The organism is Acinetobacter piscicola (assembly GCF_015218165.1).
GTDB classification, from domain to species: domain Bacteria; phylum Pseudomonadota; class Gammaproteobacteria; order Pseudomonadales; family Moraxellaceae; genus Acinetobacter; species Acinetobacter piscicola_A.
Genome location: NZ_CP048659.1, coordinates 2442922 through 2457906 on the forward strand (window position 1 = coordinate 2442922; position 14985 = coordinate 2457906).

Annotated in this window: 13 protein-coding genes and 1 pseudogene; 2 read left to right on the top strand and 12 right to left on the bottom strand. The window is 38.2% G+C overall.

Annotated features, from left to right (window positions below; genetic code table 11):
* Nucleotides 1-58: 58 nt before the first annotated feature.
* Both G0028_RS12020 and G0028_RS12025 read left to right on the top strand, forming a co-directional pair.
* Nucleotides 59-1264 carry a DUF1615 family protein gene (locus G0028_RS12020; RefSeq protein WP_180045133.1) on the top strand — a complete coding sequence of 402 codons (1206 nt, stop codon included), beginning with the start codon at nucleotides 59-61 and terminating at the stop codon, nucleotides 1262-1264.
* Nucleotides 1231-1878: an HAD-IB family hydrolase gene (locus tag G0028_RS12025; protein ID WP_180045132.1), complete on the top strand. Its 648-nt coding sequence runs from the start codon at nucleotides 1231-1233 to the stop codon at nucleotides 1876-1878. Before G0028_RS12020 ends, G0028_RS12025 begins: the two co-directional genes overlap by 34 nt.
* Before the next feature lie 2588 nt (nucleotides 1879-4466).
* Here the strand turns inward: G0028_RS12025 and ssb are convergent.
* The 12 genes and pseudogenes from ssb to cgtA all read right to left on the bottom strand — a co-directional run.
* A pseudogene (ssb, locus tag G0028_RS12030) lies at nucleotides 4467-4790 on the bottom strand (single-stranded DNA-binding protein); the annotation flags it as partial.
* Nucleotides 4791-5082: 292 nt separating this feature from the next.
* The gene (locus G0028_RS12035; RefSeq protein WP_194088722.1) at nucleotides 5083-7536 is read right to left on the bottom strand and encodes a DUF927 domain-containing protein; all 2454 of its coding nucleotides are present in this window, start codon (nucleotides 7534-7536) and stop codon (nucleotides 5083-5085) included.
* On the bottom strand, nucleotides 7533-7844 hold the full coding sequence (locus tag G0028_RS12040; protein WP_180045129.1) for a hypothetical protein: 312 nt from the start codon (nucleotides 7842-7844) through the stop codon (nucleotides 7533-7535). The genes G0028_RS12035 and G0028_RS12040 overlap by 4 nt, the downstream gene beginning before the upstream one ends.
* Before the next feature lie 2 nt (nucleotides 7845-7846).
* Nucleotides 7847-8149 carry a hypothetical protein gene (locus G0028_RS12045; RefSeq protein WP_180045143.1) on the bottom strand — a complete coding sequence of 101 codons (303 nt, stop codon included), beginning with the start codon at nucleotides 8147-8149 and terminating at the stop codon, nucleotides 7847-7849.
* Nucleotides 8150-8376: 227 nt separating this feature from the next.
* Nucleotides 8377-8745 (bottom strand): hypothetical protein, encoded by a 369-nt coding sequence (locus G0028_RS12050; RefSeq protein WP_180045128.1) that lies wholly within the window; start codon nucleotides 8743-8745, stop codon nucleotides 8377-8379.
* Nucleotides 8738-9244: a Bro-N domain-containing protein gene (locus tag G0028_RS12055; protein ID WP_180045127.1), complete on the bottom strand. Its 507-nt coding sequence runs from the start codon at nucleotides 9242-9244 to the stop codon at nucleotides 8738-8740. Before G0028_RS12055 ends, G0028_RS12050 begins: the two co-directional genes overlap by 8 nt.
* Entirely contained in the window at nucleotides 9241-9450 is a 210-nt protein-coding gene (locus G0028_RS12060; protein ID WP_180045126.1) for a helix-turn-helix domain-containing protein, read from the bottom strand. Before G0028_RS12060 ends, G0028_RS12055 begins: the two co-directional genes overlap by 4 nt.
* A gap of 2 nt (nucleotides 9451-9452) precedes the next feature.
* A complete protein-coding gene (locus G0028_RS12065) occupies nucleotides 9453-9746 on the bottom strand; it encodes a helix-turn-helix transcriptional regulator (RefSeq protein ID WP_180045142.1) in 294 nt (97 codons plus the stop codon).
* A gap of 127 nt (nucleotides 9747-9873) precedes the next feature.
* Nucleotides 9874-10980: a hypothetical protein gene (locus tag G0028_RS12070; protein WP_180045125.1), complete on the bottom strand. Its 1107-nt coding sequence runs from the start codon at nucleotides 10978-10980 to the stop codon at nucleotides 9874-9876.
* Between the two features lie 142 nt (nucleotides 10981-11122).
* Entirely contained in the window at nucleotides 11123-12313 is a 1191-nt protein-coding gene (locus G0028_RS12075) for a tyrosine-type recombinase/integrase (RefSeq protein WP_180045141.1), read from the bottom strand.
* Nucleotides 12314-12576: 263 nt separating this feature from the next.
* On the bottom strand, nucleotides 12577-13710 hold the full coding sequence (gene proB / locus G0028_RS12080) for a glutamate 5-kinase (RefSeq protein WP_174492401.1): 1134 nt from the start codon (nucleotides 13708-13710) through the stop codon (nucleotides 12577-12579).
* A gap of 23 nt (nucleotides 13711-13733) precedes the next feature.
* Nucleotides 13734-14948, bottom strand: a complete 1215-nt coding sequence (gene cgtA / locus G0028_RS12085) for an Obg family GTPase CgtA (RefSeq protein WP_130073179.1) — start codon at nucleotides 14946-14948, stop codon at nucleotides 13734-13736.
* Nucleotides 14949-14985: the final 37 nt, after the last annotated feature.

The following is a 14985-nucleotide window of genomic DNA, read 5'->3' on the forward strand; positions in this document are numbered from 1 at the left end:
CATAGTATACTGCTAGAACCTATTTAGCTCATCTCTTTCTGAGTGCATTTTCATCGCTATGAAAAATTCCAGTTTATCGCAAACTTTTATTAAATCTTTCAGTATCTTATCAATTTCCGTCAGTCTGATTGCATGTGGGAAAGGCTCATGGTTTGGCGATGATGAGCCACAACTTGAAAGCGAGCAAATCCGAAAATTAATTCCTAATCGTGTCCAAAACCGTGAGTCTTGGGCAAAAGATATGTTTGATATTTCCCAAGAACTCAATATTCCAACTACCAAAGACAATGTTTGTACCATGATCGCCGTCGTTGATCAGGAATCAAATTTTGTTGCCAATCCTGTTGTACCAGGCTTAGGCGACAAAGCTGTAAAAGAAGTCACAACGCGTTTAAATGAAAAATTTGAAGATAAACTCGGTGAAACGATTGGTGGTACCGTTGCCACTTATTTTGAACAAGTACTCAAAACCCAACCAACACCTGAAGACAACTATCTCAAACAAATGCGTAAAGTCAGAACTGAAAAAGACTTAGACGTGTTGTATCGTGAAATTTTTGCGTATATGGCCAAGCATTATCATGTCAGTGCTTTAACAGGTGCAGCAAAATTGGTGGGACAAGATATTGGTGAAAAAATGAATCCAATCACCACATTGGGTTCAATGCAAGTCCATATCAATTATGCAAAAGATAACAAACGCAGTAGTATGAGCACCAATGAATTACGTGATGACCTCTATACAGAATATGGCAGTTTATATTATGGCATTCATCGTCTCATGTTATACCCTGCAGATTATGATAAAGCGATTTATCGTTTTGCTGACTACAATTCAGGTATGTATTCAAGTCGAAATGCTGCTTTTCAAAAAATGGTTGATAAACTTGCCGATGCTGATTTAGCTTTAGATGGTGATTTACTCTCTTATGATAAAAATGGCAACCCTCGGGCAGCAACAACCACGACTGAAAAAACCATTATCAGTTTATTTGCGAAAAATAATATTTTAGTAACACCGCGTCAGTTACGTAATGACCTAAAAAAAGAGAAAGAAAAAGGCTTTGAAAAAACGCAAACTTATATTGCTATTTCAAAACTGTATAAAGAGAAAACAGGCAAAGAGCCAATGTATGCAATCATGCCTGAAGTGGTGATTTCAGGCCCTAAACTCAGTCGTGATTACAATACCAACTGGTATGCAAGTCGTGTAAATGGACGCTATGAAACATGCATGCAACGCGCAAAACGTATAAGAACTTAGCTTTATTTGATTTTGATGGAACCTTGTGCAAAAAAGACAGTTTCACAGGGTTCATTTTCTATGCCCTAAAAAAGCGTCACATCGTCAAACAGGGCATTAAAATTTTACCTTGGATTCAAGCTTATTATTTAAATATTTACCCAGCACACTCAATGCGAAATAAGTTATTTAAAGCCATGTTTAAAGATGCCAAGGCTTCAGAAATTCAAGATATTGCCGAAGAATATGCCTATCAGTTGATAGGACAACTTGATGCTAAAATTTATCAACAGTTATTAGAGCACCAAGAACAAGGTGATCATATTGTTTTAGTTTCGGCTTCTGTCGATATTTACTTAGAAGTCATTTGTCATCTACTAGATATTGATTTGATCTGTACTCAAACAGAAATCGTTGCTGGAAAATATACGGGGAATTATTCCACACTTGATTGTAGTAGCGAGCAGAAAAAAATCCGAATTTTAGAAAAATATGATCTAGATCAATATGATAAAATTTATGCTTATGGCAATAGCATTGAGGATTTAGAGATGTTAAGTTTGGCAGATTATAAATTTATGGTGGGTGAGGATACACAGTTACCCAGTTTAGAGAATAAAATGAAATTGGCTTAGTTAAATCAAATAAGGCTCGACTCCTTACAGAATCAAGCCTTAATCATATCTTTAAGACAATAGGTTTTAATAAATCGCCATATGATTGCGATATATTATTTTAATAAGATATTGTTTTAATTATATTATTTATATAACTTTAATTTTTTAACCTCCATTTTAACCTCCAATCGTGTTCTATACTCCCCTCTTTTATGAGGAAAAATTATTTTTATTTACTGTACAAAAAATAGATATTCAAGTGTAGATATAGGGGGGATATTCAAATACTCAGCACCCATTTAGTAAATGACCGCACCTATAAACATATTTTTATACGCCCGAAATTAAAAATTGAGGGTCTTGACTTGATGAATAATAAATGAGTGGTTGGAATGCTATCCCTCATGCGCTCCAGTGCATTTTATTCTACTGGTGACTTGTTCGGGTTCATTATGTTTTTCACATTTAAAATGGTGAGTTCAATCGCCTTGATCTGTAGGCAATGACAACTATAAACAACCGCCTAAGAACTTGTCGTCAAAAAAGACGGACAGGTATATCCAAGCTGCTCCCTTAAATGGAGGATGAGATAATAGCAGTACCATTTATCGGCAGTGCTTTTTCATTCTTCTTGGATGGAATAGTAGAAATGACACATAACAGTAAGTTCACTCTATTTAAACCTATCGAATTCGATACCTTTAAAACCATATCGGTGATGGTAACAACATATTTGCCTGTTGCTTGACTTGAACTCGCTTAATGACAGTTTTCCTTGAAGTTCCTTGAAAAAATCAAACAACCATCAAATAGGATTAAACCTTGCCACGTATAGCTTATAGGCTGTTTTATATCATTTTTAATTGATAGCTCATCAAGGAAAATATCTATCGGTTTGAATTAGGTGTAATTACACCAGTTTTCTTGATGAAATAGATAACCGTCAAATTAAGCGTAAACCTTACTGTATGTAGGTTATAGGGTGCGTTTAATTGTTTTTATTTATGGCTCATCAAAATACTACCCTCATAGCATGTACCTACATTTAGTCTTACAAAATGAATATTCGTCAAAGGTGGCGTAAAGGTTACACCATATAGCTTTGAGCATAAGTTAAGATGATTTTTAGCATTGGGTTGTAAGACTAAATATAGGATGCCATTTGAAATGTGACCAGTGCATTAACTAAGCCTATCCATGTGTTTACTGTAGGTTATTCTATTGCACTTATGACATTTCCATTCACTGACTGCATCGAAATGATAGACTTGCTTCCCATCTAGGGTTTTCACTACCTCATACTTATGAGCGCAAAACAAAGATTTTAATATATCTAAAAACATTTTTTACCCCTTTTAAATAATGTTTTCAATAACTTACAATTACTAATATATATAAAATTTTTAAACCTAAAACAACAACTTTTAATTGAATAATAAATAAACGTATTGGATGCCATTTGAAATGTGACCCTTTGAGATTTCAAATCTAATAGGGCGTGTTCTTGCTATTTTTGCTTTACGTAGCTTTACGAAATGAAAATTTATAAAAGTGTGTGAAAGCATTGGTGTGTATGGCTTAGAGGGTAGTTTTATAAGAATTATTAATAGAGGCTGTAAAGCAAAATAAAACACGCTCATGGTATGCACATATCCACCATACTGCACCAGTCATTAAATCAATCTTGTTTTACGTAGTTTTACGAATGGGATATTTAAAAAGCTACTGTAAGCATTGATGTATATAGGCTTGAGCTATATTTATAGGGTTTTCTCGTAAAACAAAAAAATTACGTTGATGTACGTTGATGAAATAGAAAACTATTCATGTTTTTATGCTGTGCTGTTTTATTGATTACTGGTGAATCTTGCTTGACGTAGCATGACAAAACCACTTTTTTCTTTGACATACTTTGACAAAAAGAATATTTATGAAAAATGATGTAAGCCTTATATAGCTTGACTTTGAGTGTGTTTCTATAGGTGCTTTTCTGAGTACTTTGTCAAGGAAATATAATTAGGTCTGTCATGCAAGATTTTGTGATACGTAGTGATACGAAATTAATCTATTTACCTTGATGTACCTTGATGGAATGCAGTTTTAATAAAATAGCTGTAATGCTTGTCTAACAAGGGTTTGGTCGAGTTTTATAGTATTTTTTGGCGAGTTGCTGTCAAGGTAGATTTCAAAGGTGCTGTATTGCTAAATTTAAATAATTTACGTTGACGTAGGTTGACGAAACGTATGTTATGAAAAATAGCTGAAAGCCTTTCTATGTAATCGTTTAAGGCTCTTTTGGGCGTGTTTTGATTTGTGGTCTGTCAACCTAAATTAAGAATCAAATTATTGTTTTCATAGCAAAGCTCAAAATTGAGCTTTGTGATATGAAATTATCCCACTTCACTAAATGATTGATTTAATACCAAAGCGCAAAAATACGTTTTGTAGTTTATTAAGGTCGTCAAAAAAGACGAGCTTTCAATCATCATGATTTCAGTGATAGATCCACTTGGTCACATTTAGAATCGCAGCAAGTTAAGCCTCAATGGTTAAAATGACCATGCAGATACTAAAAAGCTCCTCATATTTAAGGAGCTTCTTTTTTAAATCAACTGCAATACATCCGCCCGAACTTCGACTATCTCCCGATCTGCACCGCTTTGATCTTTCCATTTCCGTGTCCTTAAACTGCCCTCAATATAAACCTTACTGCCTTTTTTAAGGTACTTGCCTGCAATCTCTGCCAATCGGTTATTGGTACTGATTCGATGCCATTCGGTGTGTTCTTTACGTTCTCCAGTGGTTTTGTCTTTCCATTGCTCAGTCGTTGCTATGCTGAAATTGGTAATACTGCCACCATTGGGAAAATTCTTTGTTTCAGGGTCACGACCTAAAACGCCCATTAAAATAACTTTGTTCACATTTGGCATTGTTCTAAATCTCTTAAATTCTCTCAGAATGTCTATTTTTAAGGGGCAACATGGGTAACATAGGTAACATGCTTGCTACTAAAGGGTTTCAGCCTGTTACCTACTGATTTTTTAATAGGTAACGTGGGGTAACATGGGTAACAAGCGATAAAAAATTAAACTTAGTGTTAATAAATTCTTAACGTGTTACCTTTGTTACCTGTTGTTACCTCTCCATTTTTACTATAGGTAACGCCCTCAAAGCCTTTATTTATAAGGTTGTTACCTGTGTTACCTCTGTTACCTCGCTTTTTTAGGCTTCCCAACTAAAAATAGCTTCTTTAACGGCATAAACCTTAACGGCATTTTTCTTTGATGGGATTCTAACTGTCTTACTGGTCTTGCCTGTGTCATGCTCTAAGAGTTGCTCAAGCAATAAAGCCTTTGCCACTTTTCTATTGTCATGCCCTTTACACACTTCATTTTTGAATTGTTCAGGCAACACAAGAAATAATTTTTCGCCGTTCTCGATCTTCCAGTACCCCACACGGTTAATGATCTTTTCGATTTGGTCAGGGTCAGGGGTGATAGATTCAAAACGACTTGATTCATTTGCCTCAAAGAATGCCTTAACATGCAAAATATATTCTTTGGTTTGGTAGTCCCCGACATATTCAAAGTCATTGACCCAAGCATTGAATACGTCTTTCACGGCGTTGAATGCTGTACCTGTTTGCCACGCTGTAATTCCTGCCTGTGTAGCGAGTTCACCTGCAACGGCAATCAAGGCAAAGGCATTTGCAACACGGACAATATGACCTTGATTGTGTTCTGCTACTAATTCACGGTGATATTGCTCTAATAGCTGTTTAGCCTGTTGCATGACAGTGTCTTTGTCATGGGTGAGGTATTTCAACCATGCCATGCCTGCAACGCCGTAGAACTGATTAGAACGCTCAACCAATACCCTTGATTGTTTTGCACCATCTTCGGCAAAGTCGATCTGATCAAATAAACCATATTCAGACTGATCTATATCAATATCAATCAAACGGATTTCTTGCCCTAGTTTGGTCTTTTGTCCGTTCTCTTGCATGATTTCTTTCAGGCTCTTTTCACCTGTAGATAGGAAAATGACTTTCCAAGCATAAGAGGGCTTGGCTTTGATTTCCTTAGTTAGCCTTGCTTTGCCTTTACCATTGGCAAGCATGTAGGCAATGTTACCTAATTCTTTAGGATTGGCGACCTCTCCAATCTCATCTAAGGCGAGGAATCCGTCATTGTGAATATATGCGGTATGTTCTAAAGCATTGCCTGTTGATTTCCATGTTTTGCAATATTGGCTAGGCTTTCCCCATACACTACAACCGACATATAAAGCGGTGGTTTTGCCTTTAGAGGATTGCCCTTTGAAGTGAACGCCTGCACCTGTCTGCTGTTCCAGTGGTGTGAGTAATTGCCCTGCAAAAGCCGAACTCAACGCCACAACTAATTTGGAATGAGCAGCAAGTGGCATAGAAATATGACTTTGCCATTGTTCTAAACTGCCTTTGATCTGATAGTTACTATCAATGCCTTGTGTGGTTTGATAAACAATTAAATCATCCTGTTCATGCTGTCCGATCTGCTCATTGGGCAACACAAATACATGGTCATGCCATCCAACACGGTCAACACATAATGCCCTTGTATGGGTCGGGTAGCTCATCAAATAACTTTGCAATAAGTTCCTTGCTTTGCCATCGGGTGCAATGATGACCCCTTGATAAGCCAAAGCCTTGCGGAGTTCCACACCATCAGATTGAAATAGCTCCATTGATAAGGCTTGTGTGTGCTTTACACCGTCAGCATCGTACCATTCAAGCAAGCGACCCCATGCGTTATTGGTGGTGTCCCTTGTTTGTGCCAATACTCGAATCGGACTGGAGATATAGCGTCTATACTCATCATCTTTGGTCTGTTCAATGTAATACAAACCACTGTCTAAAAGATGAAATACACCATCACCATAACGAAATGGCTTGGCTAAATGTCCTTTAGGTAATGGGTCGAGTTCAGGTAATTGACTGATTGCCTCATGAATAAATGCCTGTGCTTCTGCAGCATCATTTTCTTTAATCAGTTCAGTGAAAAACTCATTTTCGCCATATCTCAAATATTGATTTAGTAAACGTCCAGCCGTGTTTTGCTCAAGCTGTTTAAATGGCTCAAGCTGCATCTGTTCAGGTCTAACAGGCATGTATAACTGTTGATAGCCTGCTTTAGATAACTGCTGAATAACATATTGTATTTGCTCAAAATCAAAGGCTTTGAGTTCTGTTAGGTTGATATTGCATAGGTTAGGCAATATCACCAATACAACGGAAAACGGCTGTAATGGTGGTTCAAAACCAATGGCAATACTGGAGGCAAGTTTAAAAAATGCCTCTAAGTTATGGGTGATGATTACAGGTTTATCTTTCTGCATTTCACCATAGCAAGCAAAGCCTTTTGCTAAACCATCAGGTATGACTTGAATACGTTGTTCATTCTGCAATACGGCGCATTGTACAAGCTTAAGCTGTCCATTGACGATAGGTAGAATCAAAGGCTGTTCATAGGTCACGCCGTTAATGTCTACCTTGCATTGATCGACATAGATCGGCTGTGATGGGCTGCCAAAGCGTTCAATGATGGGGTGGTTTAAATATGTGTCATCCGATGGATTAAGCAACGTACAATTTGCTAGAATCGAATCGGGTTTGATGGTGGAGGTGGTGATATTCATAGTGTCACCGCCTTTTTATTTGCTTCGTATTCTTCTCTGAATCTTTCAGCTTCTTTTTCATGATAACGGCAACGATCTTCTGCTAAATATACAAACATTTCTAAGACTTTCTCCAAGTCGGAAAAATGGTATTCAGCATTTGGATAGCGAGCCATTAAATCTTTTTTGATTTGTTTAACTTTGAGTTGCACATCTGATAGGGCGGTACTCATCCAATCCATATCGCACTCAGCCATTGAAGCTAAATCATGCATGTCACCAGCATTATAAATTTTAGGCGTGTTTGTAGAATTGATTTGATTAGGCATGATTAATGCGCTCCTAGTGTATTAAAGGGAGCTTCACAAATCACTGCTAAATGATTGGTGTGAAGCCTGAAAGGGTTAGCAGACAGGCTCACTAGGTTACCTGCACATCCAAAGATGTCCCTCCCAAGCTCCACATAACAAATATGCGGACGCATAGAGATATTACGTACAAAAAAAGCCCTTACGGACTGTACGCCTAGTGAGAATTTATAGCCTGCTAAAGCTAACTTTGAGATTTTGCTCAAAGCCCGACAAATATAACCATACTTGGGCATGTTGGCAATATTAAGTGATTTATTTTTCATGTTTAAGCGTAAAGCCAATTTTGGATTGGTCTTTGAAAACAGCATGTTATATGCCTCAAAATATTGTAGGGGTGTATCCAGTTTTGGGCATACCCCCATAGGATTTAAAATACTGTCAGAATAAATGTGAGCAAATTTGCTCATATCTAAATAGATACGCTCAAATCTGAGTGCATCTAAGGCTTGAGTTTTGGCTTTAAAATCTATTATTTGATTCATACTTTCACCTACTGCACACGGTTAATATGAATGTCTGAATTAATCAAAATGCCGTCATTGGATAGCCCGATCTGTTGACGGTTGTCCATCATTTTCAATAACTGCTGTTCAGCTTCTTCAAAACTGATACCAAAATGCTTGGCAATATCTTCAAGGCTATACATCGGGTCGCCCTCATCGGTGTATCCGCTTGGCGGTGGTAGTAGGTTTAATTCTTTGGCTTTGGCATTCATTTCCGCTTTGATGTGTTCAGGCGTGTAATGCAAGGTCATCATAAAAGCCTGTTCAGTGATGGGGTGGTGTTCCCCATACTGTTCAATCATGGCTTTATAGTGGTCAAAGGCTTTGAAAAACTCAGGGTTTACATGCTCAGTCATTGTGTAACCCCTCAAAAGTTAGCTGCAAATTGTTTTTGCATGTTTCAATTCTTAGGTTTAAATCTCGCATTGAATAACGATGGTTCACTAATCCAGTGCCATGAAATGATCCTTTAGCCTTTTGGGTCTTTGCCTGCATACATAAGCGGTTTAATTCTTCATAGGCGGTTTGTCGCGCTGAATAACTGCCAGTCTTACGAATGCTTGGTAATACCTCTTTAAATACCCAAGTTTGGAAATTTAATGCTTCTTTTTTGGTAGATCGGAAAACAATGCGGTAAAGATTTTCTTCACTGATGAAAGTAATGAATTGATTTCCGCTTGTGGTAGGGGTACACAAACTATGTGTACCCTTTGGATTTAAATTAAATCGGCTTGGGTTTGCTCTTTGCATATCTAATGCCTTACAAACATCAGCCAAGCAAAATAAAGGCTGTCCATTTTCATCAAAGGCAACTCGAACGCCGTGTTCATTAAAATTAAAAATAGATGGGTTCATGCTTGCATCTCATTTAATTCATATCGAGCGTGTGTACCTTTGTTGTTTAAGTTCGGCTCTTGGTGGGTCACAATGTCATGACCTAAACGGCGTAAACGCTGAATAACAGCACTCAGGCGATAACAATCAAAGTGATGTATTGCCTCTGCTTGGCTCAAGGTTTTACCCTGTTTGAGGTGGTCTAAAACTTGGGTTTGGTGGTTCATGTTTAAGCCTCCATCGTTACAATGTCGGCTTGTTCTTCAATCCAAGCCTCAACCTCTGACATGCGCCATACAGTGACGTTGCTTGAGAGTTTTAGAGGCTTCGGAAATTTCCCCTCACGCACCCAAGTCCATATAGTTTTTTCGGTCACTGGTAACAGTCCGATGCGCTCAGGCTTGGCATTAACTTTGCGCTTCATGCCTGCGTTCTCGCCTGTCTTAATGGTGTAGATTTTTTCGGGGGTAGGTGGTGCGCTCGCTAATTGTTTAATTCGAGCGTATTTTTCATGTGCTGACATATTGCACCCTTGCAAGTTGTAAAGCGTTATTGCTTGGGTGCATGAGAACAAATAAAAATAAAGGTAGCCTAGCTACCTAAATGAAAAAAGTAGCTAACCTAACCTTAGCTACCTTATTAAATATCAATTACTTATTTAGCTTATTTTTTCTTTCACTGTGCCAACTATTAAAGGGTGAAGTTACCTCTCTCAGCCTTTTTACCTCAACACTGGATTCGCCTTTATACGGGGTGTTCTTGTCTATCCAGTGATTTGCTCTGCTGCTGTGACTATCCTTTACACCTTTATTTTCCACATAAAGGTGTTTCCATAACTTAATGGCGTTGGCTAAATCAGGGGCGTAAATCTCTGTAGCAGATTCATTAAAAATTAAACTCAATAAATCCATATCATTTTTTGGTTTTAATGATTCAAGCTCTTTTATTTTTTGGTCTTTCTCTGCAAGTTCTGCTTTCAGCTTTTCATTTTCTAGTTTTAACTGCTGCAACTCGGTGTTGTTTGCACCTGTATTTTTCTCTAATTCAGCACCCTGTAGGTCATCATTAAAGCCAGCAATAATTATATTTTCACTGACTAAATACTCCCTAAACTCATCAGCATAAATTTTATAGTTAAACACATTTAACTTATCTGCCTCTATTGCCGATCCGATAAAGCTGTAAGCTCTTGAGTAGTCTGGGGCAATTTCATCAACATCATTATGAGGAAACTTTTGTATTTCTAATGGGTCATAATCTGAAATTATGCACGCACATTCATCTATACTAAATAGGTGTTGTTTATATAAAAGAAATTTATACTTATCTTTTGGCTCTGCTTCTTGTATTGATTCAGCTTCAATAACCTGAGGTACTGGTTTTTCAATAAAGCCTAAATCCATAATAGGCTTAAAATTATAAATATCTTGCTTAGAAAAAAATAATTTATCAGATTCCGAGCGTACTCTCATCCTACCCTCTTGTTGTTCTTCATCGGAATCAAAAGGCATAATATTCATTAAACAATCAATAATTTCCCCTAAAGGATTTTTATTATAGTTAATGTCAATTTCATGCAAATTATAGAATCTATCTCTTTGATATATAGCTATATGTTCTTCTATATTGATATGACCTAAAAATAGCCCAATATCAAATAAATCATTATTAGTTTTCTGCTCTATTAAGGAAATAATATCCCATACCGAAAAGTAATTTTTCTTAATAGAATTAAATATAGTTTGAGCTAAGCCCACTCATGCCTCCCACAGCACCCCAAAAAATTGACTAGGTAAACACATTGGGTATGTGCTTGTCGGATGCCTCCTATACCTAGCCACCTGATCTTAATCAATAAACTACTTCATTGCTAGTCATTGTACGCCCTAGCTTGTCGCATTAAACAGACTTTTTAAATGGGATAATATCTGGGTCATCTTCTTTGTGTAGATGGTTGGCAAGTTCTTCAATATCAGGGTTGTAGTAGGTATTAATTAAAATACTTATTGTTTTATGCCCTGTAATCTTTGCTAATACCTCTACTGGGAGCTTTGCATTTTTAACCATTCGGGAAATGGCTTCATGTCGTGTATCGTGAAAAGTTAAATCTTCTATTTTTAATTGACCTGTGACCACTTGATTAAAATATGCAGATAGATTTCCCCTACCTGTTTCACCATCAGCAACCTTATTTTTGACAGTGCAAACATCTATTTCATCAATGCCACGCATATAACTCAAAAGCTCAATTGCTCTTTTTGATAATGGGACTTTTCTCGCCGTGCCATTCTTTGTGATTTCAAGTTCAACATGCTTGTCGTAAACATCCGCCCACTTTAAGCCTGTAATTTCACTTGCTCTCATTGCTGTTTCAATTGCAAAAAGAAATGCCCACGCCGTTTGTTGTTTCTTAGTGATAGGTTGTGAACGCCCATTATATTTAAATGCCTCTAAGATTCGATCTATCTCATCTTGTGATATACGTCTATTTCTACTTGCTGACTGCTTCGGCTTTGCTATGTCGTCCAATGGGGAGTTGGTCATAATTCTTAGTTCTTGTCGTGCATACTTGAATACAGCACTCAATAAGCCTAAATCTCTAGCGACTGTTGCGCCCTTAACCTTTTTTAGCCGTTCATCCCTAAATTGAATCATATCTAGCTGCCCCAGTTGGTTTACTGGTTTTTTCATCAATCGGGGAAATGATTTTATATAGTTACTCAAAATAATGGTTTCCACACGTCCACCCCTTTTGTGTGGTGTGACCTTTTCCATGTAAAGCCTTATCAAGTCGGCAAAGCTCATTTCTGATAAATCTTTAATCTTTTCTTGTCGTTTTTGCTCAGTCGGGTTAATGCCCTCTGATATTTGTTTTTTTATCTCATCACGTCTTAAACGTGCATCTTTAGCATTCAGCACCTTTGGATATTCGCCCAAAGTGATGGTGTTTTTCTTTCCATCGAGCGTATATAGCACTTTCCAAGTTTTTCGACCTGTCGGAGATACGAATAAATACAGCATCTCACTATCATTGATTTTTTGTAGCTTGGAGGTTGGTTTTATAGCGTCAATTTGCAATTTAGACAGCATCATTATTTCCTCAATAATTCATATAGTTAAGAAGCTTTTAAATTTATGGCAATTAATTTTTTCATATGAGATTTAAGAGAAATAATTTCATTTATGAATGGTTTTGCCTCAATTATGGCGATTAATAATTTTTAACCTCCATTTTAACCTCCAACTTTAACCTCCTCCTAGTCTATTGCATGTTATTGCACCACACAACAAAAAAGGCTTAATCCCTTATAGAATCAAGCCTTAGCGTTATGTTTGGTTATGGTGGGTTTTTGCTAGTAAATTGCCATATGATTGCGATGAATCATTTCCAAAGAACGTGCTTCACCTAACACCTGATGGACTTTATCTGAAGCTAAGCCTTTCACGATTTCAGCCGAACGAGAACTAAAATTCACACGCCCCACCGCAACACGATGTCCAAGTGTATCAACACATTCAACTACATCACCACGATCAAAATGCCCTTCTACCGCTTTCACCCCTACAGGTAACAGACTACGATGGTTTTCTTTGATGGCTTTAACAGCACCATCATCCAAAACCAAACGCCCTGCTGTTTGCAAATGTGCTGCGAGCCATTGTTGATGTGCCGTGACACGATCATCATCGGTGATGAATAAAGTACCCAACAACTCACCCGACATTAAACGAGCAAGTACATTGTCACTTTCACCACTGGCAATTAAAGTTGGGCAGCCTGATTTTGCAGCCAAACGTGCCGCACGTACTTTGGTCAACATACCACCACGACCAAACTTACCACCACCGCCTGCCATATCAAACAGCGATTCATCCATCGCACGAACTGTATGGAACAATTTTGCATTTGGATTAGAACGAGGGTCAGAGTCAAACATCCCTTGCTGATCGGTTAAGATAATCAGTAAATCCGCATGCACTTGCCCTGCAACCATTGCCGCAAGCGTGTCATTATCCCCGAAGCGAATTTCATCGGTAGAAACCGTATCATTTTCGTTGATCACAGGAATGACACGCCAGTCAATCAGATGTTGTAAAGCATCACATGAATTTAAATAACGACGACGATCTGCCAAATCATCATGGGTCAGTAACACTTGCGCAGTTTGAATGGCATGATTTTCCAAAACGCTTGACCAAGTTTGGATTAAACCCATTTGACCAATGGCAGCACAAGCTTGCAGACTGGGTAGATCGGTGGGTCGGTTCTCTAGCTTCATGCGAACCATACCTTCAGCCACAGCACCTGATGACACGAGAATAATTTCATGTCCTGCGTCGTGTAAATCTGCAATTTGTTTCGCCCAATGCGAAATAGCATCCAAATCTAAACCTTGCCCATTTGCTGTGAGTAAAGATGATCCGATTTTAACAACGATACGTTTTAAAGCCTTGAGCTGACGTTGCCCATCTACCACTTCTATCATCTTGTCCTCAGTTGTACGTTTGCTTAACGTACGTAATACACTTCCATTTCGCCATCATCACCATCGTCATCTTCGTCGTCATCACCCAACATGCCTGCAAGGCGTTGTTGACGGCGCATTTCACGATAAGCTTCTTTTGCAGCAATTGTTTGCTCACGTGTTTCAGCTTCAAGCTGATCACGGAAAGCTTTGATTTCTGCTGCATATTCAGGATCTTCAACTTCACGTTCGTGTTGTTGTTCGATTTGATCCATTAAGTAATACACAACATCTTTTGTCCCTTCAGACGTTAAGCCTGAAGTTTTAAATACAGGTCCATCCCACTGTAATTCTGTAAGAATATGATTACACCATTCTTCTCGTTCAGACTCAGCGATTTGGTCAAGTTTATTCAGCACCAACACAATCGGTAACTTTGACAATGTCGGAGAGAATTTTTTCAATTCTTCCAAAATTGCTTTAGCATTATAAGCAGGGTCAGAACCATCAATTGGCTGCACATCTACGATATGTAATAAAATACGTGTACGTGCCAAGTGTTTCAAGAAACGGATCCCTAAACCTGCACCTTCTGCCGCACCTTCGATCAATCCTGGAATATCCGCCATAACAAATGAGCGATGACTATCTGCATCGACTACGCCTAAATTTGGCACCATCGTGGTAAATGGATAATCTGCAACTTTTGGTTTCGCTGCCGATACTGCACGAATAAACGTCGATTTACCCGCATTTGGCATACCTAGTAAACCTACATCTGCCAATACTTTCAGCTCTAAACGAATTTCACGAAACTCGCCTTTGATGCCATGTGTACACTTACGTGGAGAACGGTTGGTTGATGATTTGAAATGGGTATTGCCTAAACCACCATCCCCCCCTTGTGCAACCAAAACTTTTTGACCATTTTCAACCAAGTCACCGATAATATCGCCTGACTCAGTATCAACAATGGTTGTTCCTACAGGTACTTTTAGCGTAACTGTTTCACCACTACGACCTGCACAGTTTGCACCCGCACCATTCTTACCGCGCTCAGCACGGAATCTACGGGTATAACGATAATCTACAAGTGTACTGGTGTTGTCATCGGCTTCGATATAAACGCTACCACCACGACCACCATCACCACCATCTGGACCACCAAACGGTACGAACTTTTCACGGCGAAAACTAGCTACGCCATTGCCACCGTCGCCAGCCTCTACGGTAATGACTGCTTCATCAACAAAGCGCATGCTGCCAATCCTCTAAAATCTTTAAAACCGCATATTC